The organism is Acinetobacter indicus CIP 110367 (genome assembly GCF_000488255.1).
In the GTDB taxonomy this organism is placed as follows: domain Bacteria; phylum Pseudomonadota; class Gammaproteobacteria; order Pseudomonadales; family Moraxellaceae; genus Acinetobacter; species Acinetobacter indicus.
Genome location: NZ_KI530756.1, coordinates 1 through 25572, shown reverse-complemented (window position 1 = coordinate 25572; position 25572 = coordinate 1). Strand labels below are relative to the sequence as shown.

The window sequence follows — 25572 nt, the reverse complement described above, 5'->3', positions numbered from 1 at the left end:
TCTGTTAGTTTCTTAACAGTTTGAAAGAATGGTTACTTTAGGATGTCACACTCGAAAACGGTGAAAACCAAAGAACGTATTTTGCAGTTAAGCCTGCAACTTTTTAATGAACGTGGCGAACGTGTCGTGACGACCAATCATATTGCAGATGAATTGGGCATGAGTCCGGGTAATTTGTACTATCATTTCCGCAATAAAAACGAAATTATTAAAGAGCTGATGGAGCAGTATCAGGCCGAAACCCTGAGCATGCTGGCCTTGCCAGATGACCGTCCGCTGGATGCCAACGATAAGATTCATTACTTTCAGGTCCTTAGCAGCCAGTTATGGAACTACCGCTTTTTGCATCGGGATGTCTATCATCTGGTGGAAAATAACGAAGATTTCCGCAAAATGTATCCGCGTTTTGCCGGACAGGTGATGCAGCAGGGACAAAAAATTTATAAAGCTTTCGTGGAAGCCGGTTTAATGGAAATGACCGACTCGGAAATTGAAGCCTTAATTATTAACCTGTGGATTGTGCTGACCAACTGGACCAACTTCCTGTATATGTCGGGGCATATTACCGACTCGAATACGCTGGAAGAGAAGTGGGTCTGGCAGGCGCTGCGTCAGATGGTATTCCTGGAAGGGGCGTATTTGCGTGGTGAAAGCCGTCAAACCTATGAAGGCCTGTTACAGACCCTGGGTTCATCGGAACTGTTTGCCAGCTTATCTTCAAGCAAGAATACAGAAACTGATTCCCCTATTTAGTCTGTTAAGGAAACGCGCTAGAATAGCCGGCTTATTTTTTCAATTTAACTGATTAGTGATATAAACCAACATGAATATGACGACTGCGAATACTGCACGTTTACTGATTACTTGTGAGGATAAGCCAGGTATCGTGCAGGCTGTATCGAGCTTTTTGTATCATCAGGGAGCAAATATTACCGCACTTGATCAATACGCGACTGAAGCTCAGGGCGGGCGTTATTTCATGCGCGTTGAATTCGAGCTGGATCATCTGCAAAGCCGTCGTGAAAGCCTGATCCAGACCTTTGCCAGCAATGTGGCCGAGCGTTATGAAATGCAATGGCGTCTGGCCTTGGTGGCCGATGTGAAAAAGGTCGGTATTTTAGTGTCTAAAGTCGATCATGCCTTGCTGGAACTGTTATGGCGTCATGCGCGTGGTGGTCTGCCGTGTGAAATCACCAAAGTGGTGTCGAATCACGAAACTTTACGTGAAGCGGTTGAGAACTTTGGTATTCCATTTGAAGTGGTGCCGGTTAACAAGGAAAATAAACGCGAAGCCTATGCCAAAATTGATGAATTGATGCAGGGCAATGATGTACTGGTGCTGGCACGTTATATGCAAATTCTGGATGAAGAATTTGTTAGCAAATGGGAAATGAAAGTGATCAATATTCACCATTCCTTCCTGCCAGCTTTCGTTGGCGCCAATCCGTATCAGCAAGCCTATGACAAAGGCGTGAAACTGATTGGGGCAACTGCGCACTATGTGACCGCAGATTTAGATCAGGGCCCGATTATCGAGCAGGATGTGGAGCGTGTTAGCCACGATTTTACGGTCGAGCAGCTGCGTGAACTGGGTCAGGATGTGGAGCGTAACGTGCTGGCGCGTGCAGTGAAATGGCATCTGGAAGACCGGATTATTGTCGATGGCAATAAAACAGTGGTATTCCAATAAGTTGTTGTGAATCACCAGATTTAAAGGCATACTTTTAGTATGCCTTTTTTATTGATTATTTGAAAAAGCCATTAAAATAGCCAAATTAATTGTTGCAAATGAAAACACTTCTCATTTATCATTGCGGTACTTTAATTGTGCTAACCGATGAGCTTGATAGGTCAAATCTGAAACTGGCTATCACCTCTTTAAGGTAACTGAGTTTAATGAGTCCATCTTCTACTCCCATGATGCAATCTCCTCATCCCATGAAAAAGAAAGTGCTGTCTGCACTGGTGGCCGTGGTTATTGGCCATATCGGGGTGTTGTGGGCGGTTAGCCAGATGGAATCACCGGAACTGAAACCGATTGACAAGGAGCCGCTAAAAGTCCGCTTTGTCAAAATTCAGGAACCACCAAAACCTTTACCGCCACAACCAAAAGCAGAACCAAAACCGGCACAGCCTAAGCCACCAGAAGTCAAAGAAGTGAAAGTGGTTGAAAAACCATTGCCACCACCACCGAAAAAAGTGGAAAAAGTCCAGCAGGTGAAAAAGGCCGAAGCGCCAAAACCTGTGGTCAAACCGGTTGAGCCAACGCCGCAGCCAACCCCAACGGTTACCACCACGGTTTCTGAAACCAAAGTGGTGAAACCGGCACCGCAACCGGTGGTACAGCCTGCGCCAGTAGCGCCGCCTGCACCGGCTGTGCCAGCAACCAAATCGGTATCCATTGGGGGTTCGGGCGTGCAGTGGAGCCGCTCACCAAAACCATCGTATACCAACCGAGATTTACAGGGTGAAACCCGTAGCGTGGTGGTCTTAATTGAAGCCAATGAAAAAGGCTCAATCACCAGTGCGCGGATCACCCGTTCAAGCGGCATTGCTGCTTTAGATGAAAAGATTTTACGCGCTGTGCGTAGTGCAAAATTCAAACCGTACAAGGAAAATGGCGTTGCTTATCCAATTCGTGCCGAGCAACCCTTTGAATTGACATTGAATCCTAACGGCTAACTTTAATCAGGAGTTCGAGTATGAACTTTTCAGTTTATTGGCAACATGCAGATGCAGTCAGCAAAACACTGTATTTCGTGTTACTGGCAATGTCGATTGCGACCTGGACAATTTTTGTGCTGCGTCTGATGGGCACCCGCCAACTTAAACAGCAAGCCTATGCTCAACTCGCTCAAGCACTGAACAGCCTGAAAGCCAAATTTGCGCCTTTAAGTTTTGAACAGCGCAAGGCCGTGGCAGAGCAGGCGCTGTTACGCCAGATTTCGGCAGAAAAAGCCTCTGCAGAAAAAGGCGTATCGGTACTCGGAACTATTGCATCGCTGGCACCGTTTGTCGGTCTGTTTGGTACCGTATGGGGGATTTTCCACGCGCTGGTAGCGGTGGGTAAAAGCGGTCAGGCTGGCCTTGCCCAAGTGGCGACGCCTGTCGGTGAAGCACTGATCATGACCGGTTTTGGTCTGGCTGTCGCGATTCCAGCAGTTATTGCCTATAACATCTGTAGCCGTTTTAACCGGACCTTGTCACATGAGCTGCAAGATCATGCACACAACCTGTTAATTGACACCATGCTACAGCAGGATTCTGCGACCGCTCAGGCTGAAGTGAAAACTGCACAGCAAGGTTTAGTGGGAGGTCAAGCTTAATGGCATTTCAATTGGGTGAAGACAACGATAGCGGCATGAATGAGATGAACCTCATTCCGCTCATCGACATTATGCTGGTCTTGATGATCATCTTCCTGGTGACAGCGACCGTTGCCAACCCATCAATACCATTAACCTTGCCAGAAACCACGGCAGAAATTATTGATCCACCACCACAGGCGATTACCGTTAGCATTAATGCTTCGGGTGAAGTGGCCTGGGATGATCAGATCATCAGTCTGGATGAGCTGGAAAACCGTTTAAATGCGGCAGGCGAGCAGGAACGTAAGCCAACGGTACAATTACGTGCCGACAAAGATGCCCGTTATGATACCGTTGCCCAGGTAATGTCACGTGCGAGTGAAGCCGGACTCAGTGATATTGCCTTTGTCAGCGATAACTAAACGTGACAGGCCAGACTCAGGACGACCCATCACGGGTCGTTTTTTTATGGCAGCTGTTTATGTGTAAATTGCAGGAAAAGCGTGCAGCACATATTTTAAATGCCTGCCAATTCAATTAAGGTAGGCTAGGGAAAAACGAGAATTTTCAAGGAATTTTGGTGAAACAACGACAGGCACTGGATGCCAGAGCAGCCAGCATAATGTTTGTGCTGTGTATTTTCTGGGGACTGCAGCAGGTGGTGCTAAAAATTGCCGCGCCTGATATTTCACCGCTAATGCAAATGGCGCTGCGTTCCGGGATTTCTGCGCTGCTGGTCTGGCCGTTAATTCGGCTGGCTCAAGGTGTGCATTTATGGACACCGACGTATTTGTATCCGGGCTTGCTGGTCGGGCTGCTATTTGCCGCCGAATTTTTTATGCTGGCTGAAGCCATCCGCTTTACCTCGGCCTCCCATACCGTGGTGCTGCTGTATACCGCGCCAATTTTTGTAGCTTTAGGCCTGCACTGGAAGCTGCCCAGTGAACGGCTTTCCCTGCTGCAATGGAGCGGTATTCTGCTGGCTTTTCTGGGCATTGTGGTGACTTTTTTGGGGCGTGACAGTCAGCTCAGTGCCGCAACCAGTTCCATGCTCTATGGCGACTTTCTGGCTTTATGTGCCGGTATTTTATGGGCGGCCACTACCATAGCGGTGCGCTTAACCCCGCTGGCCGAAGCACCAGCCACCCAAACCTTGTTCTATCAGCTGCTGGGCGGTTTTATCGTGCTATTCCCTTTGGCCTACTGGTTCGGACAGGCGGTGGTGCACTGGAGTCCGGTCGCTATTGGCAGCCTGTTGTTTCATGCCATTCTGATTTCTTTTGCCAGTTATTTAATCTGGTTCTGGTTACTGAAAAACTATCTGGCCTCACGCTTGGGGGTATTTTCTTTTTTAACCCCATTATTTGGGGTGCTGTTCGGCGTGTGGCTGCTGGGTGAGCAACTGGAACACAGCTTTATTATGGGGGCTATTATGGTGATGCTGGGCGTGGTCATGGTCAGCGCACAGGGCTGGTTCAAGCGGCGCGTGGCCTGATGCTGAGCCAATCACAACGCTTTACTGCACTGGGCTTGAGCTCACTGCTGATCTGGGCCAGCCTAGTAGGTGTGGTCAAGCTGATTAGTGAGCAGCTCAGTCCGGTGCTGGCACTTGCGCTTATTTATAGTGTCAGTGCGCTGGTGATTCTGCTGCACCAAGGTTGGCCCAAACTTAGCCAGATGCCGAAAATCTATCTCTGGGGGAGTGGGGCATTATTTGTCAGCTATGAAATTCTGTTCCTGCTGTCGATTGCTTTATCGACACAGCGCGAACAGGTGCTGATGATTGCCATGATCAATTATCTGTGGCCGCCGCTGAGTATTGTGCTGGCGATTCTGGCCAAACAGCTGCGTTATCACTGGGCGGTAATTCCAGGCTTTTTGCTGGCCGTACTGGGCTTGATGCTGGTGGTCAATCCGGAGATCTGGAACTTGGCCCAGCTCTGGAGCGTACTGACGGAAAATCCGTTGGCTTATAGTCTGGCATTTTTAGCGGCCTTGTTATGGCCCTGCTACGGGGCGCTGACCCGAGCCTATGCCCAAGGCAGCAATGCAGTGTCACTGTTTTTTGTGGTGACTGCGGCTTTGCTGTGGGCGCTGCATGTAGGACTGGATGAGCCATGGCAATGGCCAAGCCTTTCGCTATGGGGATGGATTGTGCTGGCCGGTGCCCTGATTGGGATGGCCTATCATAACTGGAACCAGAGTATTCAGTTTGGCCGTATTCAGCTGCTAATTCTGGCCACCTATTTTATTCCGGTGCTGTCTTCATTGATCTCGATGTGGCTGTTGCAGTTACAGCCCGGCTGGGTGTTCTGGCTCGGCTGTAATCTGGTCAGTCTGGGTGCGCTGATCTGCTGGAAAAGCACCAGCGAAATTTCCGCTTAGCTGGCGCTTATTTCCCTGCCTTAAAGATCAGCAGGTGCTACCTCTATTTTTCTTCAAAAATTTTCGAGAGTGGAATCGACAGCTTGGCTGTCAGATAGTCATCAGCTTCAATCAGTGCCGGTCCGAGTTTCTGCATCCATTCATCATCCGGATGAATATTGCCGACATCTTTGCGCTGCGGCAGCGGATAAGGCAGCTGGGTATAAAAACTCCAGAAATTGACCTGCGATAAATTCCGTACCAGCACCAGTTCATCGTTATCGGTGCGTTTAATCAGGTTTTGCTGCTCCAGCATCCAGATATAATTTGGTAAGCGGCCAATTTCATCGCGGCCCAATACTTCCAGTGCTTCCTGCTCGGTCACGCTTTCGCCTTTTTTCTGCTTTTGATAAAACAGCTCCAGCAGGTCCAGCAGCATAATCATCGGATGGCGTTTCTGGTCTTTGCCGGAATTAAAAGCGGTGAGAGCAAAGCTAATTTCTACGCCCAGCAAAATAATATTCCACGACAGAAAAATCCACAGCAGGAAAATTGGCACGGCAGCAAAGGCGCCATAGACAATTTCATAACTGGTGAAATTCGACATGATAAAGCCGAACAGGTTTTTTAATGCCTCAAACACCACCGCACTAAAGACGCCGGCAATCAGCGCGGCTTTAATCGGCACATTGCGGTTGGGAATGGTCCAGTACAGAATAAAAAAGCCGACAATGGTCAGGGAAAAGGAAATGATCCACAGAATAAAAGCACCGTTGACCTCATAACCGGCAAAGTTATTGCTCAGTACATTCATCGAGGCAACGGTAGATGACAGCACAAAGGCGCTGCCAAGTAAAATCGGCCCCAGCGAAATAATGGTCCAGTAGCGCATAAAGCCCATAATCCCGCCTCGGGTTTCTTTTACCCGCCAAATCCGGTTAAAGGCAGTTTCGATACTGGTCAGCATCAGTACAGTGGTAATGAACAGGAACAGAATCCCGATAATGGTGAGATTGCTGGATTTATCGGTAAAGGCATTCAGGGCCTTATCAAAGGCGATGGTGGTTTTGGGCAGAAAGTTGCTGTAAATCAGCTGCTGTAACTGCTGACGCGCCGGTTCTAAAGCTTTAATCGAGGAGATGATGACCAGAAAAACCGTCAGCATTGGCACCACCGCAAACAGTGTGGTATAGGTGAGCGAGCCGGCCTGTTCACGACAGCGGTCTGCTTCAAAACGGCGTAATACAAACAGCACGAATTGAAACCACTGGTGGTCATAAAAGGGCAGCTTTTTTAAATACTCAACAATCATGCGGCTAAAGTCTCGATTTTTTTAGTGATCTTTCTGTGTTTTCCTGTGCCAGCTTAACCAAAAATACAGCAAAATACCGTATAGTTTTCTTTTTACTCTACAGATAACATTATGCAACCCTATGTTTTAGTTCTGTATTACAGCAAATATGGCAGCACCCGTGAAATGGCCCATCTGATTGCCAACGGGGTAGAGGCAGCAGGTGTAGCGGTAAAAATACGTACAGTACCGAATATTGCCGCGGTGGTCAAAACTGCCGAGCCGAGTATTCCGGCCGAAGGTGATATTTACTGTAGCCTGGATGACCTGGCCAACTGTGCTGGTCTTGCGCTTGGTTCGCCGACCCGTTTTGGCAATATGGCCTCGGAAATGAAATTCTTCTGGGATCAGACCACCAGTCTGTGGCTAAGCGGCGCCCTGCACGATAAACCGGCCTGTGTATTTACTTCTTCCGGTTCACAGCACGGTGGCCAGGAAAGCACTTTGCTGACCATGCTACCGCCGTTATTTCATCATGGCATGATGATTATGGGACTCAGCAATGCCCATCCGGCTTTATCCAATACCAAAACCGGCGGCACGCCTTATGGTGCGTCGCATGTCAGTGGCCCGCGTCATGACCAGAGTTTAAGTCAGGATGAAAAAATCTTGTGTGCAGCACAAGGGCAACGTTTAGGCGAAATGGTGAAAAAGTTACAGGGAATGTAATCTTCTGAATCATTAACTCAGGTGTAAAACGAACAGAATGTTTTACACCTTGATTGTATTTGAGCTTCATTGGCTGCAGCGGTTTGAATATTTTTATTCACGAAAAAACTAATTACTTTTCACGCAAAATCACTATTTGTAGTGATATTCAGTCTTTCACTTTTCACATTTAATAGCCACTTTTAAAGCAGAGTTTTCTGTCACGGTTCACACAGCATTTTTCGTGCAGGTATATGTATTAAGCACAATGGACTGCTGTAATAATGAGAGATTGAGGAAAAGTGGAAATGAATAAGTTAACGTTAATCGGTATAGTTGTATTGAGTTTAGGCTGCTCGTGGTCGAGCGTAGCTGCAACTGAAATTGTGCATAGTCTGAACTTCCCACAAGAACAACAAGCCCAAAAACAACCTGCAGAAGTTCAATATTTAGCAGCTCAAAAGCCAGTAATTGCAGCCGAAAATGTGCAAGTAAAATAATAAAAAGATGTGATAAAAGTGCTGTTTTATACAGCACTTTTTTATATGAAAATCTGTGTTTGGTATGTTTAAGATTGGTTAGGTTTGATTTGTTCTTTAAAACGGTGTTTGCATTTCAGACAATGAAAATCAAGAAAGATATTTTGGTCGACAATTACACCTGCTTTTTTACCAAAGCGATGCCCTAAAAAGCCGCCAGTGATCCCAACACTAATTGCACCCACAAAGGTACCAATGGTACCGCCCATAATCACCCCCAACGGTCCGGCCACGGTGCCTATGGCAGCGCCTAAAGAGGCACCGGAGGCGGCCCCGCCGACAGTTCCGGCTGCTGTTCCGGCCGACCCGAGCAATACTCCGCCAATTTTTTGTAAGTTTTGTTCATGGTTGCGCTTTTCAACCTGATTTGAGCCACATTTCGGACAGACGATACTGTGTTCCATCAACGGATTGTCTTGTGTCATGAGTGTAGAGTGCCTTCTAAAAATGCTGGGTCAATCCAAAGAGCCAATAGCTTAGGACAAAAGGCGTTAGCTGACCTTGGTCAAAACGCTCAGAATTTGCCGTTAGGCTTATGCTAAGCCATTCGGTCTGGAGCGTGGTAGAGAATTTTGTAAATCACATCGCCATAAAAAAAAGAGCACCTGAGTGCTCTTTTAGATATAAATTGCAGACAAAATCTTAGTCGCGAACAAATTCAACCGTACCATTGGCCAGTGACTTCACACGCGCCAGAGATTCAACCCGGTAGCCTTTTTCCAGGAGCAGGTCACGACCTGGCTGGAAGGATTTTTCAATCACAATACCAATACCGACCACTTCTGCTTGGGCCTGATGAATCAGATCAGCCAGACCTAAAGCCGCCTGGCCATTGGCCAGGAAGTCATCAATCACCAGTACTTTGTCGCTTGAGCTGATGTGCTTGTTTGAAATTGCGATGGTGCTTTCGACCTGTTTAGTGAATGAAAACACTTTAGAGCGATACAGGTCATCTTTTAGGGTTAAAGACTGATATTTACGTGCAAAAATCACGGGAACGCCCAGCTCTAAACCTGCCATGACTGCCGGTGCAATACCTGACGCTTCAATGGTAATAATTTTGGTGATGCCGGCATCTTTAAACAAACGCGCAAATTCTTGACCAATTTGCTGCATCATGACCGGATCAATTTGATGGTTTAGGAAAGAATCGACTTTCAGAACTTCTTCAGACAGAACGATACCTTCAGCTAAGATTTTCTGTTCTAGTGCGTGCACGGGAGAATCCTCAACAGCAGGTGCTTTTTAAAGCAAAAGCGTATTTTAAAAAGCACCTGAAAAAATGCAAGCAAAAATCGAGAAAATGATTAACTTGTTGGGCCTTTATAGCCGGTTAACAGCAGGCCATAAGAGTTCTTCTTGTCCAGATGGGTCACTTTCACCGGTAAGTAGTCCAGTTTTGGCGCTAACCAGAAAATGGTTTCACGGCCCGGCTTGTCATGCTTAATCGCCACTTTAATGGTGTCAAAGGTGCCATAATTGGTTTTTACGCTTTCACTACCTTGGCGTACAAATTTACGTGCTTCGACCTCCTTGGCATCGGCCAGGTAATAGGTCGATTTGAGCGAACCATTTTTTAAGTCTTCACGAATCTGCAATTCGGCATTTAGTTCATCGAGTACACCGGCTTTCCAGGCAAATGAACGCGACTCTTTGTCTTTTTTGGTATTAATTTTTTTCGCAGCCGGATTAAAGTGAATACTCATGGTGTTGTTATGAATCAGGATTTTGCTGCTGCGGCTAAAGCTGGAAGAACCAATTTTGCCATTTTCAAAGGTGAAGCGGCTGGTTTCCGTGGCCGAAGCAATCCCGCCGGCTTTGGCGGCAAAAACATAGTTCCACAGATTGCCGGATTTGCTTAAGGTTCGGGTCGCAGAGCCAAGGTTTTTGCCGTTATAGCTGAACTGATAACTGGCTTGGAATGGACTCATGGCAAAAGTCTGGTTTGAGAACCCTGCAAATAACAGTGCAGTCGAAACTCCCGCTGCCATGCCCATCGTTTTCAATACGTGTTTAGCCATAAGTAAATTGTTTCCTATTGCTGTAAATAAGCGCACATTGTGCTTTGTTCTATTATGCGCTTGAATGATGAAGAGAAAATTTGCAAATATGCACTTTATGTAACGCTTGTGTAGCAATCCTGATCGGCATCTGCAATCTCTCTGTTTGAGCTTTTAGCTCTTTTTCTGTTTGATGGGCGTCACTTCTGTGGCCGTTTGTGCTTCTTCGGCTTCTTCACGATCGCGATCTTCAGCAATTTTTCGAAATAGGGTGGTTAGGTTGACATTGCCCATGACCACCAGTTCGGCTTCACGCAACACCGCATGATTGACATGCACTTTGCCCAGAGTGTCAATGATCGAGCGGTTCTTGCCCAGCCAGCGGTTCAGGTCTAAATGTAATAGATCATCTTTAACTTTAATCACATTCAGTTTTTGCAGAATCATGCCCAGTGGATCTTTGTTCAGCACTTTCTGATAGAAGAACAGCGCAAACCGCACACCCAGCTTATGCAGGATGCTTGGATATTTGGCTTCAATCACCTGGGTATCACTAATCTGTTCAAATACAATCAGCTGGACATTTTTATTCAGTTCCATCTGCACCAGTTTCAAATCTACCGACAAAGTAATATACAGCCCGTTGTAGTCCAGGGTCGCATACAGACGCAGCCAGTCGTCATGTAAATCGGCATGTAAGTCTTTCAGCATTTTGACATTGTCGGTGACAAAGCGCTGAAAGGTCGCATTCAGAAAAACCTGAGACATTGGAAATTCGCGCTCATCTTCAATAAATCCTTCAGCCTTCTGATACATCTGACGTAAACGTTTTGAAATGAGAGAGATAAGAGGGGACATACAGGGCATTCCAATGGGTTAATCTTTATTAACTTTGCAGAGATCTTGTCGAATTGTATTAAAAATACGCCAATTGAAGCTTGCAGTTTAGCAAAATAAACTGCACCATTTTCAAGATTTTATTTATCGTGACACGACATGTTGACGGGTGTCTCGCTTTTTTTCAAAAGTAAAAACCAGTCTTATTTTATCTCGTTTTATACGATTTGGGGAATCCGCGATTTTGTCGGATTAATGTGATGTTAAAGAAATTTCATTTTGCACCTTTGACGCAGCAGTGGTGGAAAGATCCACTATTTGGCACCGTACTGACGCTGGCGGCACTTTCGCATCTGGCTGTGTTAACGGTGCAATTTGTCATGCCACAGCAAAGCGATGCCGCGGTCAAGGAAATTGCGGTCAGCTTAAGGCCAAGTGCCACCGAAATTAAGGACGCCGACTTTTTAGCACAGGCCGATCAGCAAGGTTCTGGCACCTTCCGGGAAGCGCACCGCATGTCCAGCGATATGCCCGCACCAATGATTGAACAGAGTGCCGGTGATCAGCAGCTGGAAAGTCTTGAGCGTTTGCAGCAGCAGCGTGAACTGAGCTTTGAAGAAAAAGTGCTAATGACCACCTTAAGCTGGCAAAAGCAGGCGGCGGAAAACCAGCGTAAAAAAGCGCTGGAAGAATTAAACAGCCAGTTTCAGGCCAAAGCGGCGATGGTGGCCAGTCTAGAAGCGCAGTATTTACAGCGTCAGCAAAATTTTAGCCGTCAGCAGAAAATTAAAACCGTAGATGGAATTCAGGCCAAGCAGGATGTCGCGGCCGGTTATCTGGAAAAATTCCGTCAGAAAGTCGAATTTTATGGTAATCGTTATTATCCGGAAGCGGCCAAGCAGCAACAGCTGGCCGGTGAAGTACGTTTAATGGTGGTTTTAAATGCCAACGGCGGGATTCGCGCGATTCGTTTAATTGAAAGCTCGGGACATGCCATGCTGGATGAAGCTGCTAAAGCCTCAGTACGAAAAGCTGCTCCTTTTGGTGCCTTTGATGCCAAGATGAAAGATATTTCCGAGCTACGCATTATCCGGACCTGGCGTTTTGACCCGGCTGAGGCGGAGTTTGAGGTGCGCTAGCGTTTGTAGTGACGTAATACTTCACAAATTTCAACACTGAAATTTTCATACCAAGTGTTATGTCCGAGTTGTTGTGCGACTTGGTGTTCCGCATCTAAATGCCAAGCGTGTATATCTGAAAGATCATGCCAATAGGATAGGGCGATTTCAGATAAACCTTCTGTTAATGTTTCAAAATGAATGCAGCGGAATTGGCTTAAGGCTTTCTGACATAACTGCTGTGCTGTGGCAAAATACAGAGGATCAAGTTTTTTAATTTTCGCTTTAAAAATAACAACGTATTTCATGATTGTGGCTTATCTATTTTTATTCATCTCATTATAAAATAAACCCTATAAAAAAAAGCGAGCCTAAGCCCGCTTCTTCATTGTTTAACTTTAATCGCGTTCTAGATACGGGTTTTCAAAACCGAGCTTATCCAGAATTTCAATTTCAATGCCTTCCATTTCTTCAGCATCTTCATCTGAAGTTTCATGGTCATAACCCATCAAATGCAAGGTGCCATGCACCAGCATATGGGTGAAATGGGTTAGCGGTGCTTTGCCTTGCTCATTCGCTTCGCGTAGCACCACCGGAATACAGATCACTAAATCCCCAATGGGGAAGGCATCAAGAAATTCGGCCATTTCATCGGGCAGTTCACTTGGGAAAGACAGCACGTTGGTCGGTTTGTCTTTCTGGCGATATTCCAGATTCAGTTTATGGCTTTCTTCATTGTCGACACAGGCGATCCCGATTTCACAGTCACTTTGGGTGCCAATATGTCGCAAGGTGGTTTCTACAACTTTTTTGATATAGCCAAGTTTCAAGACCAGTTCAGGGGCTTGAACATCCTGTTGTAGAGAAAGACTCAGTTTCAAAATATATCCTTAGATCAGTTTAGTCCTGCGCATCGGCCTTGGCATCGTTTTCTGCAATCAGCGCTTCCTGACGGGCTTTGCGTTCGGCACGGGCTTCTGCACTCAGACGTTGTTGCTCACTGTCCCAGCCTTCGTAGGCTTCAACAATTTTCTGCACCAGTTGATGACGCACCACATCACGTGAATGGAAACGGGTAATATGAATTTCCTTGACGTGCTCCAGCACGCGCAGGGCATGCGCCAGACCAGACTGCTGACCACGCGGTAAATCGACCTGAGTCACGTCACCGGTAATTACGGCACGTGAGCCAAAGCCCAAACGGGTCAGGAACATTTTCATCTGTTCTGGTGTGGTGTTCTGCGCTTCATCCAGAATTACAAAAGAATGGTTCAGGGTACGACCACGCATATAGGCCAGCGGCGCGACTTCAATCACCTGACGTTCAATCAGCTTGGCGACTTTTTCAAAGCCGAGCATTTCATATAACGCGTCATACAGCGGGCGCAAATACGGGTCAATTTTCTGGGTTAAATCACCCGGCAGGAAACCGAGTTTTTCACCGGCTTCAACCGCAGGGCGAACCAGTAAAATCCGCTGGATTTCATTACGCTCCAGCATATCGACGGCTGCAGCTACCGCCAGGTAGGTTTTACCGGTTCCTGCTGGGCCAATCCCGAACGAAATATCGCTTTGTAAAATACGCTGCACATAACGTTTCTGGTTGGCACCGCGCGGGTTAATCCGGCCTTTGCGGGTCTGTAACCAGACCGCATCTAAACCGGTATGTTCCTGCTCTTCATCAATCTGCAATTCACGGTCAGTCTGGCTGCCCTGAATCATCATGTGTAAGGTGTCGGCACTAATCTGGCTGGAATTTTCCGATTCTTCATATAAACGCTGAAGCAAGAGCTCGGCTCTCTCAACTGCATCTATTTCACCATCAATAAAAAAGGCATCACCTCGATGAGAAATTTGCACATCTAGACGCTGTCCAATCTGTTTCAAGTGGCCGTTATAAGCACCGAGCATGCTTTTGAGACGTTCCATTGAAATGCCAGGAAAATTTACTGTACGTCGAATTGCTGCAGTCAAGAGAATTCCTTATTCAGAAGTAGTCGTATTGTTCCCTTACATTACGCCACGTCTGGTTCAAGATTCAAGAGTTCACCATAAACTAAATTTAAAGTTTTAATCTCGGTAATCTCAATCTCCGCAAAGCGTCCGACCCAAGCCGGATCACCAATAAATGTTACCAAACGTGTATTGTCCGCCGTGCCGACCAGTACATTCGGATCTTTGTTCGACACGCTCTCAATTAACACACGTTGCACGGTACCGAGCATGGCATCAGTTTTGTCAATACTGGACTGTTTGATCCATTGCTGCACTTTGGCCAGACGTTCTTTTTTGACATCTTCCGGAGTGTTGTCCGGCAGTTCAGACGCCGGCGTGCCCGGACGTTTTGAATAGACAAAACTGTACGAATGGTCGAAGTCCATATCTTGAATAAACTGATAGGTTTCTTCAAAGTTCTCGTCGGTTTCGCCCGGGAAGCCAATAATAAAGTCAGAAGACAAATGCATGTCCGGACGCACTTTACGTAACTTGGCAATTTTTTCGATGTAAACATCAATGGTGTGGTTACGTTTCATGGCCTGTAATACATCATTGGAGCCACTTTGTACCGGCAAGTGCAAATGCGACACCATTTGTGGCAAGTCGCGGTAGCATTGAATCAGGTCATCATTAAATTCTAGCGGATGCGAAGTGGTATAACGTAAACGGCCAATCCCCGGAATTTCGGCGACCAAACGCAACAGGTCAGCAAAGGTACAGATGTTGCCGTCAAAAGTTTCACCGCGGTAACCATTCACGTTCTGACCGAGCAGTGAAATCTCACGCACACCTTTTTCTGCTAAACCGGCAATTTCCGCCAGTACGTCATCGAGTGGACGTGAAACTTCTTCACCACGGGTATAGGGCACCACGCAGAAAGAACAGTATTTGGAACAGCCTTCCATAATCGACACAAAGGCTTTAAAACCTTCGACGCGCGGTTCTGGCAGGAAGTCGAATTTTTCAATGTCCGGGAAGGAAATATCCACCAGCTTGATTTTTTCTTTTTTCGGTTTTTCAACCTGATCATTATGCTGATCCAGCATTTGTGGCAAACGGTGCAAGGTTTGTGGGCCAAACACCATGTCGACATACGGCGCACGTTTTTGAATATTGTCACCTTCCTGAGAAGCAACACAGCCACCCACGCCAATCACCAGATCCGGATTTTTTTCTTTCAGTTTGCGCCAGCGGCCCAGTTCCGAGAACACTTTTTCCTGTGCCTTTTCGCGGATGGAACAGGTGTTCATCAGCAGGATATCGGCATCGGCCGGATTGCTGGTCAGCACATAGCCGTGAGAATCGCCTAAAAGGTCTGCCATACGATGACTGTCATACTCATTCATCTGACACCCTTGCGTTTCGATGTACAGCTTTTTCACTGAACCGTCGGCTGGGGTGTGCTGTGGCTGGGTAACAGTGTTTTCTGAGGCAGCTTTGGCACCATTTGGAATGAAGGTTTGAACCGTCATGTAGGCTCCTGAAGGATAAAATCGAGATCGTCCGTTCTGAAATGTTTGAACGGCAGAGGTGATAGAAAAACGCGTATTTTAACAGGAACTGGGTATAAACTTATAGCCCTAAATGAGGGAAGCAGAAGATTGATTTATCAATTAAAATTGTTCGAAAATTAATATTGTTTAATCATGAGGTTACATAACACAACAATTGAGGTGTTTGAGAATAATGAAACTGTTTTAGTATATTGCGGTAAGAGAGGAGAGGCGAAGTAATGACTGAAAATAGGCACATGCGCACATGGACTGAAAAGAAAAGAATTTTTTGCAAAAAGCTTGTGTTAGGTTTGGCATCACTGAGCATTTTCCCAACCTTGTACGCAGCCGAAGAGCAGTTTAATGATGCGCTGCGGGCAGCCAATGCCAGTAACCTCTCTTTATTGCAGCAATATCAAAGTGCCATGCAAAATGATGTGCTCGGCTATTATCCGGAATACTGGATTTTAAATACCAATCTGGCCACTCAGTCACCCGCCTCGATTGTGCAGTTTGCCCAGCGTTATCCACAGTCGGCCATGGCAGAAAAACTGGCCGCTGACTATGTCGAAGAAAAAGTCAAACAGGCCGATTTTAGCAATGCTGTATCAGTGCTGCCGTATGTGACCAATGCCGACCGTGCCGAAAGCTGTGCCGTGGCGCAGGTGCGTGCCCAGTCGGGTGATCCGCTGGTTTTTGCCGAATTTAAAGATGTCTGGCTAACCACCAATTCGCAGCCGGAATCCTGTACCGGTCTGGGCCGGATGATGTTATCCAGCCCACTGATGACCCAGGAAGATAAACAGCAGCGTTTGTGGGTGCAGCTGCGTGCCGGCCAATCCGGACAGGCGCTTGCCACTGCACAGGGACTAGGTTTAAACCTGAGTCTGTCGCAGCTGAACAGCATTCAGGCCAACCCGCTTAACTATTTATGGTCTGCACCAAAAGCCAGTGCTGAAGATCAGGCTTATCTGATTTATGCCTTGGGCCGCCTGGCCGATACCGACCTGAACTCGGCTCTATCTGCGGTGAAACGTGCTGCAGAAGGTACCCCGCAGTCGGTGCAGCGCGCCTTGTATCGTGCTGTGGGCTATATTGGCGGCACCACCGTCATGAAGAACAATTTTAACCGTGAAGTACTGAATGCGCTGGATGCCAGCTATGGACTGCCATTTAGCCCGGAAGAAGCGGAAATTTATGCCCGTCAGGCGATTCGTTTTGGTGCTTGGGAAAGTGTAATTCGCGCGATTGATGCCATGAGCGTGTCGCAAAAGCAGGAAGACCGCTGGCAGTACTGGCTGGCGCGTGCCTCTGAGCAGCGTGGCGATGCCACTTCAAAACGCAGTGCTGACGCGATTTATAAACGTTTGGCTCAGGGTGATGATTACCACAATTTGCTGGCCAAAGATCAGCTCGGATACAGCTATTCTTCGATTCCTGTGAGCCGTGAGCCAAGTTCGCAGGATATGCAGCGTTTAAATCAGGATATTCACTTTAGACGCGCCTTTGCCTTGCGCCAGATTAATGCACCGGCCAGTTATATTAACCGTGAATGGAACTGGGCTGTGCGTCAGGCCTATTTAAAACATGATGATGGTCTGTTATTAGCTGCAGCCAAACGCGCCACCGATATGGGCTGGTATGACCGGGCCATTTATGCGGCAGACCGCACCACCAAGCAGCATAACTATCAGTACCGTTATGCTATGCCGCACAAGAATTATGTGGTCAGCCACAGCCAGAACGCCGGGATTGATCCGGCTTGGGCCTATGGCCTGATGCGTCAGGAAAGCCGTTTTGTGACTACGGCGCGTTCGCATGTCGGGGCGGGTGGTTTAATGCAGATTATGCCGGATACCGCGCGTTTAATTGCCCGCCAAATGGGGGAAACCTATAATCCGGCGGCACTCACCGATATGAATACCAATATTCGTTATGGCACGTTTTATCTGTCGACCATCCAGGGTCAGCTTAGTAATAACTCGGTTTTAGCAACTGCGGGCTATAATGCCGGGCCAAACCGTGCCCGTCGCTGGCAGCCTGAATTTCAAAACATGGCAGCGGATCAATATACCGAATCTATTCCGTTGCTGGAAACACGCGATTACGTTAAACACGTCATGACCAATGCCACGCACTATGGATTATTGCTGGGTCAGGGCGCGCAATCAATCAGTAAACGTATGCAGCAGATTCCAATGCGCAATACGCAGTAAACAAGATGGGGTGTCTCCTGCATGGATGCAGGAGGATGGGACTCAAAACGACACGAGAAGGTGCTAAGTTTGAGAATGAAGAAATTGACAGCCGGGGGGCAGCCAGCGGGAATCCTCATTCTGATTTCGGGTGGGGCGGGGGTATTGCTCAGTAGTGCTGCATGTGCTGCCACGGTGCAGGGCTATGTCATGGATGTACAAATGACACCCGCCGCGTGCATGTTTGACAGCAACCGCGCCAAGCAGCGGAAATGCCTGCAAGGCTACTCGCTGAATATTACCGGGCTGTATCCGGAAACCTCCCGTCGTGACTGCGAAACCAGCTCTTCAGCCAAACTGTCTCCCATTCAGGCCAAAGTGGTGGCACGGGTCATGCCCGATGAACATGCCCGGGTGCAATTGTGGCAGGGTATTGGTGGCTGCGTACCGATGAATGCCAGCCAGTATTTCCGTACCATCATTAACTATGCCGACCGGCTGAAAGTCCCGGCGGTGCTGACCGGTCAGGAAACTACCGTGGTGCAGCAGAATGAACTGAACCGGCTGTTTATTCGCCTGAATCCGGGCATGCATTCCAAGAGCATTCACTTTCAGTGCACTTCGCATCAGGCCAAAAGTTATTTAACTGAATTGAAAATCTGCTATAGCCCGAATGGGCGCTATAAACAGTGCAGCAGTAGCGTGGAAACCCAGTGTCCATCGGCCTTTATTATTAAAGGTTCATACTAAAACCCGACGTTTTTCGGCATTTTATTTATATTTCCTATCAGACTTTTGTTGAAATCCATAGCCTTTTACATGCATCTGACAAAGGATTGGAGTACAATCTTTGCCGTTTATGATTATTAAGATTAGATAGAACAGCTATTTAATCGCATTAACTATCCTCTCAACTGGAGATAATTACATGAAGCAACCTGTTCGCGTTGCCGTTACTGGCGCTGCTGGTCAAATTGGTTACAGCCTATTATTCCGTATCGCTAGCGGTGAAATGTTGGGTAAAGACCAACCAGTTATTCTTCAATTATTAGAAATTCCTGTTGAGAAAGCTCAACAAGCGCTGAAAGGCGTAATGATGGAACTTGACGACTGTGCTTTCCCATTATTGGCTGGCATGATCGGTACTGATGATCCTAAAGTTGCATTCAAAGATGCTGACTATGCACTTTTAGTTGGTTCACGTCCACGTGGTCCAGGTATGGAACGTGCTGACCTTCTTAAAGTCAACGGTGAAATCTTCATCGGTCAAGGTCAAGCGCTGAACGAAGTTGCGAGCCGTGACGTTAAAGTTCTTGTTGTAGGTAACCCTGCGAACACGAATGCTTACATCGCAATGAAATCTGCTCCAGATCTTCCAGCGAAGAACTTCACAGCAATGTTACGTCTTGACCACAACCGTGCGTTGACTCAACTTGCTCAAAAAGCTGGTGTTGCAGTTTCTGACATCAAAAACATGACAGTTTGGGGTAACCACTCTCCAACAATGTATGCTGACTACCGTTTTGCGAACGTAAACGGCGAAAGCTTGAAAGACAAAATCAACGATGCTGAATGGAACAAAGACGTATTCCTTCCAACTGTTGGTAAACGTGGTGCTGCAATCATCGAAGCGCGTGGTCTGTCTTCTGCTGCTTCTGCTGCAAATGCTGCAATCGACCATATGCGCGATTGGGCGCTTGGCACAAACGGCGAATGGGTAACTATGGGTATTCCTTCTGATGGTTCTTACGGTATCCCTGAAGGCGTAATGTTCGGTTTCCCTGTAACTTGCGAAAATGGCGAATACAAGATCGTTCAAGGTCTTGAAATCGACGAATTCAGCCGTGAGCGTATCAACTTCACGCTAAACGAGCTTGAAGAAGAACGTGCAGCAATTGCTGACATGGTGAAATAATTTAGTGTTGAACTAAGTTAGAAAAAGCACTCCATTTGGGGTGCTTTTTTTATGCAGCTGTATGGATTGTTGTATTGATCAGCGCCATGACAAACCTCACAAAACATAACAAGAATACATCGGCCTGTAGCCCTAATGCTGTTCCGGATTTGCTAGTTTATGGACTTCGCCTAGAAAAATACGGAGTCATTCCATGGTACTCGAACAACAGCCGACCTTAGAATTATTATTTGAACAACTGGGTTTAGCCGCAGACGAAGCATCTATTGAGCAATTTGTGCGTGCCCATCAATTGCCGGCAGAAGTGACCTTGCCCGATGCCGGATTCTGGAGTGAGGGACAAAGCGCCTTTTTACGCGAACACTGGCATCAGGATGATGAGTGGATTGTGATTATCGACAAATTAAACCAGTTACTACACGTTGAAAGCGACAAGCTGGCGCAATAAGCCGGAGCCAGTTCAATCAGGCTCATCCGCCTTACATGCTTTGGTACAAAAAAATACAACAAGCGCAGTCACAAGGCTGTGCTTTTGTGCAGAATTCTTATAACGTAAAGCTACAATACAGTAAAAAAATGCTGAGGAGGGCGCCATGTTTGATCAGCAACCCACATTAGAACTGTTATTTGAGCAGCTGGGTCTAGAGTCCAGTTCAGAAGCCATTGATCAATTTATTGAAAGCCATCAATTAACTTCCGATATTCCCCTACATAAAGCCGCATTCTGGAGCAAGGCCCAGCACGATTTCATTATCAGTCACTGGAAAAGTGATGATGAATGGGCCATCGTGATTGATGTCTTAAACGAGCAATTACATACCGAACATAAGCTTTCCGGCTCTTGCGAACTTTAATCACAAATTGAAACAACAAACCTGGTCGCAAAGACTAGGTTTTTTTTGCTTTATCTTATAAGTTAGATGGATAAATAACTACAATTTATCTGATATATAAGGAGGGCGAGATGCTCAATCACAACACACCATCCTTAGCTCTATTATTTTCTCAACTTGGTTTAGCCAATAGTCCGGCGGCCATTGAACTTTATGTACGTACCCATCAACTGCCTTCCCATATTTCTTTGCATGATGCGCCGTTCTGGAATAAATCCCAGCGTGCTTTATTAATCAGTCATCTGGTCCAGGATGATGACTGGGCGATCTGGGTCGATGAATTGAATCAACAATTACATATGGATGCCTATAAAGCCCAAACCGCTTAATCCTGCCTGAAGATTCAAGCGTTTCTGTAGTCCATAAAAAATGCCTCAATCAATGAGGCATTTTTGTTGTTAAATATTTTTTTCGTGCTGAGCTTTAGTGTAAACGCGGCTGAATCAGCTGCACAAACCAGCTTTGACCATGACAGTGTTCAAAGGCGGTATGTTCACGTAGTACATCGGCATCAAACTCGGCTGTTTTACGGTATTTGGTCAGCCAGTGCTGAGTCAGTGCATTTTCTTTTTTCGCTGCGCTGGCATAGGCCAGGAACAGGTAAATATCGCCATGATTATAATTGGTCAGCGGTTTTAGAATCTGCTGGGTAATTAAGGCAAAGCGGGTTTCCTGGCTGATTTCAAAATACAGCATATAGGCCTTGGCCAGGGTTAAGGACAGATTTAAATATAAGGACAGCGGCATTTCCTCAAATTCAACCCGGCCTTGCTCCAGCAGCACAATCGCTTCTTGCAGGAAATAGGTCTGTTCCTGACGGACCTGACTCAGCATCACCAGTTCTAGGCGTAATGAAGCACGTTCCAGCGCCAGTTCCGGGGTGTTGCCCTGTAAATAGAGCTGGTCAGTTTCACCGATACGCTGAATAATCGGTTGGGTGGTATCACGCATCGGCACAATCCTCAGTTCACAATACGGTTTATATGAGGCCACTTGCCAGGATTTAAAGGATCACCACAACTGTGGATCACTACGCAGCCAGGCAGTAATCGAAAGGCGCTGCTGTTTGGAGAGCAGCACTTCATGCAGCAAGTCACTTTGGAATAAGGTCATCCGGTTGGGCTGTGGCGCAATGATCTGCCATTCGCCCTGTTTGTCCTGCAAGCGTAATTCACCGCCCCAATCGGCCTGCCACTGTTCATGCAGATAAAAGACGCAGGAAATCATCCGGCCATTTTTACCTTGCGGATTATCGCGGTGCAGGGCATAAAATTCGCCGGCGTTATAACAGGCAAAATGGGCTTCGACTTCCTTAATGCCCAGAAAAAAGGCACGATTTAATTGCTCGGCCAGCGCCATTAAGGTTTGGGTATGCTGCTCGGCAACCGGCAGGCTTGAATCCAGCCATAAGATATGATCACTGCGAATCTGGCTGACCACACCGTTTTGAATGGCTGCGTTACGAAACTCATTCAAATGTGCGGTACATTCTGCTACCAAAGCTTGTACATAATCCTGTGGATAGGCATCATCAATCAGGGCATAACCGGATTGATCCAGATCATTAAATATCTGTGCCAGATTCCAGGATGGTGGTAGAGAATGTGTTTGCATAGGCAAAACTCGAACAAGGATAAAAAAAGCGGGGGAACTATTTTAGAGCAAGATAAGCCTCTGAATGAAACTTTTTTTCATGCTAAAATACCGGTTGATTTCAGGAATTAAAGAAACATGAATTACCGTCACCATTTCCATGCAGGCAACTTTGCCGATGTCATGAAGCATGTGCTTTTGCTTCAGTTACTGACACGTTTAAATGCCAAAGATAAACCTTATCGCTATATTGATACACATGGCGGTGCAGGCAAATACGACTTATCTTTAGCACCTGCACAGAAGTCGGGTGAGTTCTTAAATGGTATTCACCGTCTGGTCAAACTGGATGACTCGATTATCCGCAATGCACCGGAAGGCGTGAAGCAGTATCTGAATCTGGTCGAGCAGATGCGCGAGACGGATGGCAAGGGTGCTTATCCGGGTTCACCATGGTTTGCCTTACAAGGCATGCGTGAGATGGATAAAGCCACGGTGTTTGAAATGCAGCGTGATGTTTTTCAGCAATTGCGCAGCAATATCCGTGACCGTCGTGCTGGCTTGCATGAACGTGATGTTTACGAAGGTCTGCTTGGGGTGATTCCACCGAAAGAAAAACGCGGTCTGGTCATGATTGACCCGCCTTATGAGCTGGAACGTAAAGACTTCCCGCAGCTGGTAGAACTGCTGGTCGCGGCCTATAAAAAATGGCCAACAGGCGTGTTTGCGGTGTGGTATCCAATTAAAGACCGCGCCATGATTGAACGTTTTGAAAAGAAAATGTACAAATCGGGCATTCGCCGTCAGCTGGTTTGCGAAATCTGTGTCTGGCCAGATGATACCCCGGTTGGCTTGAATGGCTGTGGTTTACTGGTGATCAATCCACCTTGGAAATTCTCTGAAGATGCAGATGAAGCCTTACAATGGTTATTCCCGCATTTACGCATGCAGGACAATGGTGGACATGCCGCAGTACGCTGGCTGGTTGGCGAATAAGCCAAGCAGCCACAACAGAGATTAGGTTAGAGTTAGGACATAAAATAATGATAAACACACCGAAGCCCGAGGGTGATTCCGTGACGCGTGAACATGATTACGATGGAATCACATTTGAAGTGGTGGAAGAGGAACGTACCCGCGAGGGGCAAAAGGTCAAACGCCGTGGCATCTACCTGTGGCCTAATCTCATTACCACCGCGGCTTTACTGTCGGGCTTTTATTCAATTATTGCCAGCATGAATGGCGAATATAGCCAGGCCATTTATGCCATTTTCCTGGCGGCCTTATTTGATGGTTTAGATGGTCGTGTTGCGCGTGCCATTGGTGCGCAAAGTCCGTTTGGTGAGCAGTTTGACTCCTTGTCCGATATGCTGGCCTTTGGTGTGGCCCCGGCAATTTTAATGTATAGCTGGAGCCTGAATGATCTGGGCCGGATTGGCTTGGCCTGCTGTTTTGTCTATACCGCCTGTGCGGCTTTCCGTCTGGCGCGTTTTAACGTGCAGATTGGCGTGGTTGATAAGCGTTATTTTATTGGTGTAGCCAGTCCATTGGCGGCTTTAATGCTGGTGTCGCTGGTCTGGGTCGGCCGCGATTTTCCTGAAATTTATAATATTCAGGACTTTGGTATTCAGATCATCAACGCCGTGATTATTGTGGTGGTTGGCTTGCTGATGATTTCCAATATTAAATATTATTCCTTTAAGACATTGGACCGTAAGCGGGTGCCGTTTATTGTGCTGCCGATAGCAGTTTTTGTACTGGCGGCCATGACCTATAATATTCCGGTCGGTATTCTGGTGATTTCTATCATCTATGCATTATCAGGTTTTGTGACCACTTATATGGCGAGAAAAACCGCCGAATCATAACAAGATGACACCCAGGAGCTTGCTATGCAGATGTTTCAAGATTTTCTCGATCGATCCAAACAACTGAATCAAGCTCCACATCAACTCAAGCTTGAGCAGCTGCCTTTTCACGCCCCGAACCAGAAATATAAAATCATTCATCAAGGGCTGATGATTCCCAATTTGCCCGCGCCCTTACATTATCTTAATTTCCTGAGCCTGATTGGGCAGCCAAATGCCCCGATGCTGCGTAATGACAGCGCGATTCAAACCCATCCGCTGGATACTGCTACGGTACTGGTCAGTTCCAGTCCACATATGGTGGGGCAGCTCAGCAGTTATTCAGTGGAAAAAGAATGTTATTTCAAGCCGGCACTGTTTCAGTTTGGTGGCCGGGAACAGCTTGAAGGACATTTTCCGGAGTTTCGGGTCCAACGTCTGGATTCTGAACTCAGTTTTGATCTGAGGATTTGTACTACCCCGGTGATTTCCTATTTTGCCAAGCTACGCATGGGGCTGGCCGATCACTGGTCTTTGCTGTGTGAATGCAGTGGACAGCTTCAATATAAACAGCAACATTATCAGATCCAGCAACTCGGCAGCTTTGAATATGCGCGAGCCATTAATTTTCCTTATCTACCTTTAGCCTTTTTTACCTATCAGGTGATTAATCTGCAGCAACAACGGCAGTTATTACTGGCCCAAGTGCGGGACCGCTTTAACCGGATTTTGCAGTCGCGGATGTATTTGCGTGACCTGAGCGGTGGCCAAAGCCAGCTGTTTGATGAAGGCGTATATTTTAAAGTGCACCGGGTTTATCCGGCGGTGATGACTCCAAACCGGCAAAGCATGTATCTGCCGCGTGAATTTGAATGGTGTTACAGCGGTGCAGATGGCACGCGTATCCATATTCAGGCACAAAGCCGCGGGGATTTTAAATTTGGCTTGGCTGCAGGTTATGTCGGCAGTTTTCATTATCAGGTCAAAATAAATGATGTCGAAGAACAGGGCGAAGGCGGCTATTGTGAATATATTGATTGTCGCGCCTTAAAATGGCAGGAAAAGAATCAGGCAGAAAAATTAGGTGATCATTTGGCCAATCCGGTCCCATTTTTAGTGAAAAAAGAAAAATAAGTGTATTTTTGTTGAATAAATAAACAGTTGTGTCGTATTTCCCAAAATAATTAAAAATAGGGGTTGCGTCAGGTTTTATTTGCTCTATAATGCACATCCATCGGCGGTGATGTTGATAAAAACTTGTTGATAAACAATGATTTAGCTAAAATGGTTGAGTTCTGGTTTAGGTGGTAAGTTTAGAAATAAAATCAACATTGCATGTTGACTTTCTAAAAATAGAGAGTAATATAGCCGACCTAGCTTGATGCTGACGAAGCATCGAGAAGATCATTAAGAGATTATGAAGAACAACTTGTGTGGATTTTTACTGGTTGATTAATCGAATATATTTTCATT

30 protein-coding genes are annotated in these 25572 nt (G+C 46.7%); 19 read left to right on the top strand and 11 right to left on the bottom strand.

What is annotated here, in order from left to right:
- The first annotated feature begins 42 nt into the window (after positions 1–42).
- From P253_RS11425 to yddG, 7 genes are all read left to right on the top strand, one after another.
- Entirely contained in the window at positions 43–753 is a 711-nt protein-coding gene (locus tag P253_RS11425; RefSeq protein ID WP_016659574.1) for a TetR/AcrR family transcriptional regulator, read from the top strand.
- Positions 754–823: 70 nt separating this feature from the next.
- Entirely contained in the window at positions 824–1690 is an 867-nt protein-coding gene (purU, locus tag P253_RS11420) for a formyltetrahydrofolate deformylase (RefSeq protein ID WP_005182122.1), read from the top strand.
- Between the two features lie 206 nt (positions 1691–1896).
- Positions 1897–2682, top strand: coding sequence for an energy transducer TonB family protein (locus tag P253_RS11415; RefSeq protein WP_016659573.1), 786 nt, complete (start codon positions 1897–1899; stop codon positions 2680–2682).
- 20 nt (positions 2683–2702) lie between these two features.
- The gene (locus P253_RS11410) at positions 2703–3326 is read left to right on the top strand and encodes a MotA/TolQ/ExbB proton channel family protein (RefSeq protein ID WP_005182127.1); all 624 of its coding nucleotides are present in this window, start codon (positions 2703–2705) and stop codon (positions 3324–3326) included.
- Entirely contained in the window at positions 3326–3730 is a 405-nt protein-coding gene (locus P253_RS11405) for an ExbD/TolR family protein (protein WP_005182129.1), read from the top strand. Before P253_RS11410 ends, P253_RS11405 begins: the two co-directional genes overlap by 1 nt.
- A gap of 158 nt (positions 3731–3888) precedes the next feature.
- Complete coding sequence (locus P253_RS11400; RefSeq protein WP_016659572.1) at positions 3889–4803, top strand: DMT family transporter; 915 nt, start codon at positions 3889–3891, stop codon at positions 4801–4803.
- Positions 4803–5693: an aromatic amino acid DMT transporter YddG gene (gene yddG / locus P253_RS11395; protein ID WP_016659571.1), complete on the top strand. Its 891-nt coding sequence runs from the start codon at positions 4803–4805 to the stop codon at positions 5691–5693. The genes P253_RS11400 and yddG overlap by 1 nt, the downstream gene beginning before the upstream one ends.
- Positions 5694–5736: 43 nt before the next feature.
- Here the strand turns inward: yddG and P253_RS11390 are convergent, their stop codons facing one another.
- Positions 5737–6984: a YihY family inner membrane protein gene (locus P253_RS11390; RefSeq protein ID WP_016659570.1), complete on the bottom strand. Its 1248-nt coding sequence runs from the start codon at positions 6982–6984 to the stop codon at positions 5737–5739.
- Between the two features lie 111 nt (positions 6985–7095).
- On the opposite strand from P253_RS11390, the gene wrbA reads away from it, so the two are divergent.
- Positions 7096–7692 (top strand): NAD(P)H:quinone oxidoreductase, encoded by a 597-nt coding sequence (wrbA, locus tag P253_RS11385; RefSeq protein WP_016659569.1) that lies wholly within the window; start codon positions 7096–7098, stop codon positions 7690–7692.
- 287 nt (positions 7693–7979) lie between these two features.
- A complete protein-coding gene (locus P253_RS11380; protein ID WP_016659568.1) occupies positions 7980–8171 on the top strand; it encodes a hypothetical protein in 192 nt (63 codons plus the stop codon).
- Between the two features lie 68 nt (positions 8172–8239).
- Here the strand turns inward: P253_RS11380 and P253_RS11375 are convergent, their stop codons facing one another.
- The 4 genes from P253_RS11375 to P253_RS11360 all read right to left on the bottom strand — a co-directional run bounded on the left by P253_RS11375 (position 8240) and on the right by P253_RS11360 (position 11068).
- A complete protein-coding gene (locus P253_RS11375) occupies positions 8240–8635 on the bottom strand; it encodes a hypothetical protein (protein WP_016659567.1) in 396 nt (131 codons plus the stop codon).
- Between the two features lie 217 nt (positions 8636–8852).
- Complete coding sequence (locus P253_RS11370; protein ID WP_005182137.1) at positions 8853–9428, bottom strand: xanthine phosphoribosyltransferase; 576 nt, start codon at positions 9426–9428, stop codon at positions 8853–8855.
- 89 nt (positions 9429–9517) lie between these two features.
- Positions 9518–10231, bottom strand: a complete 714-nt coding sequence (locus P253_RS11365) for a DUF3108 domain-containing protein (RefSeq protein WP_016659566.1) — start codon at positions 10229–10231, stop codon at positions 9518–9520.
- Positions 10232–10384: 153 nt separating this feature from the next.
- Complete coding sequence (locus P253_RS11360; RefSeq protein ID WP_016659565.1) at positions 10385–11068, bottom strand: hypothetical protein; 684 nt, start codon at positions 11066–11068, stop codon at positions 10385–10387.
- A gap of 239 nt (positions 11069–11307) precedes the next feature.
- Here P253_RS11360 and P253_RS11355 point away from each other — a divergent pair, with 239 nt between their 5' ends.
- Positions 11308–12186, top strand: coding sequence for an energy transducer TonB (locus tag P253_RS11355; protein WP_016659564.1), 879 nt, complete (start codon positions 11308–11310; stop codon positions 12184–12186).
- Here P253_RS11355 and P253_RS11350 read toward each other — a convergent pair.
- From P253_RS11350 to miaB, 4 genes are all read right to left on the bottom strand, one after another.
- Entirely contained in the window at positions 12183–12473 is a 291-nt protein-coding gene (locus P253_RS11350) for an antibiotic biosynthesis monooxygenase family protein (protein WP_016659563.1), read from the bottom strand. The two genes, P253_RS11355 and P253_RS11350, sit on opposite strands and share 4 nt — an antisense overlap.
- Positions 12474–12563: 90 nt before the next feature.
- Entirely contained in the window at positions 12564–13046 is a 483-nt protein-coding gene (gene ybeY / locus P253_RS11345; protein WP_016659562.1) for an rRNA maturation RNase YbeY, read from the bottom strand.
- 19 nt (positions 13047–13065) lie between these two features.
- Positions 13066–14139: a PhoH family protein gene (locus tag P253_RS11340; RefSeq protein ID WP_016659561.1), complete on the bottom strand. Its 1074-nt coding sequence runs from the start codon at positions 14137–14139 to the stop codon at positions 13066–13068.
- Between the two features lie 41 nt (positions 14140–14180).
- Positions 14181–15635: a tRNA (N6-isopentenyl adenosine(37)-C2)-methylthiotransferase MiaB gene (miaB, locus tag P253_RS11335; RefSeq protein ID WP_005182171.1), complete on the bottom strand. Its 1455-nt coding sequence runs from the start codon at positions 15633–15635 to the stop codon at positions 14181–14183.
- A gap of 260 nt (positions 15636–15895) precedes the next feature.
- Here miaB and P253_RS11330 point away from each other — a divergent pair, with 260 nt between their 5' ends.
- The 6 genes from P253_RS11330 (at position 15896) to P253_RS11305 (ending at position 20988) form a co-directional block, all read left to right on the top strand.
- A complete protein-coding gene (locus P253_RS11330) occupies positions 15896–17872 on the top strand; it encodes a lytic transglycosylase domain-containing protein (protein ID WP_005182175.1) in 1977 nt (658 codons plus the stop codon).
- Between the two features lie 75 nt (positions 17873–17947).
- On the top strand, positions 17948–18601 hold the full coding sequence (locus tag P253_RS11325) for a ribonuclease T2 family protein (protein ID WP_005182188.1): 654 nt from the start codon (positions 17948–17950) through the stop codon (positions 18599–18601).
- A 178-nt stretch (positions 18602–18779) separates the two neighbouring features.
- On the top strand, positions 18780–19766 hold the full coding sequence (locus P253_RS11320) for a malate dehydrogenase (protein ID WP_005182191.1): 987 nt from the start codon (positions 18780–18782) through the stop codon (positions 19764–19766).
- 193 nt (positions 19767–19959) lie between these two features.
- Positions 19960–20214, top strand: a complete 255-nt coding sequence (locus P253_RS11315) for a DUF2789 family protein (RefSeq protein WP_005182193.1) — start codon at positions 19960–19962, stop codon at positions 20212–20214.
- Positions 20215–20359: 145 nt separating this feature from the next.
- On the top strand, positions 20360–20620 hold the full coding sequence (locus P253_RS11310; RefSeq protein ID WP_005182196.1) for a DUF2789 family protein: 261 nt from the start codon (positions 20360–20362) through the stop codon (positions 20618–20620).
- Positions 20621–20730: 110 nt separating this feature from the next.
- Positions 20731–20988 (top strand): DUF2789 family protein, encoded by a 258-nt coding sequence (locus P253_RS11305; protein WP_005182199.1) that lies wholly within the window; start codon positions 20731–20733, stop codon positions 20986–20988.
- A gap of 94 nt (positions 20989–21082) precedes the next feature.
- Here P253_RS11305 and P253_RS11300 read toward each other — a convergent pair whose 3' ends face one another.
- Positions 21083–21610, bottom strand: a complete 528-nt coding sequence (locus tag P253_RS11300; protein ID WP_005182203.1) for a hypothetical protein — start codon at positions 21608–21610, stop codon at positions 21083–21085.
- Between the two features lie 60 nt (positions 21611–21670).
- The gene (locus P253_RS11295; protein WP_016659560.1) at positions 21671–22273 is read right to left on the bottom strand and encodes a 2OG-Fe(II) oxygenase; all 603 of its coding nucleotides are present in this window, start codon (positions 22271–22273) and stop codon (positions 21671–21673) included.
- 117 nt (positions 22274–22390) lie between these two features.
- Between P253_RS11295 and P253_RS11290 the strand changes: the two genes are divergently transcribed.
- Genes P253_RS11290 through P253_RS11280 form a run of 3 tightly spaced genes read left to right on the top strand, consistent with a single transcriptional unit; the run spans position 22391 to position 25233 of the window.
- Positions 22391–23248, top strand: a complete 858-nt coding sequence (locus P253_RS11290) for a 23S rRNA (adenine(2030)-N(6))-methyltransferase RlmJ (RefSeq protein WP_016659559.1) — start codon at positions 22391–22393, stop codon at positions 23246–23248.
- Between the two features lie 47 nt (positions 23249–23295).
- A complete protein-coding gene (pssA, locus tag P253_RS11285) occupies positions 23296–24120 on the top strand; it encodes a CDP-diacylglycerol--serine O-phosphatidyltransferase (RefSeq protein WP_016659558.1) in 825 nt (274 codons plus the stop codon).
- A 24-nt stretch (positions 24121–24144) separates the two neighbouring features.
- Positions 24145–25233: a DUF6670 family protein gene (locus P253_RS11280; protein ID WP_016659557.1), complete on the top strand. Its 1089-nt coding sequence runs from the start codon at positions 24145–24147 to the stop codon at positions 25231–25233.
- The last annotated feature ends 339 nt before the right edge of the window (positions 25234–25572 follow it).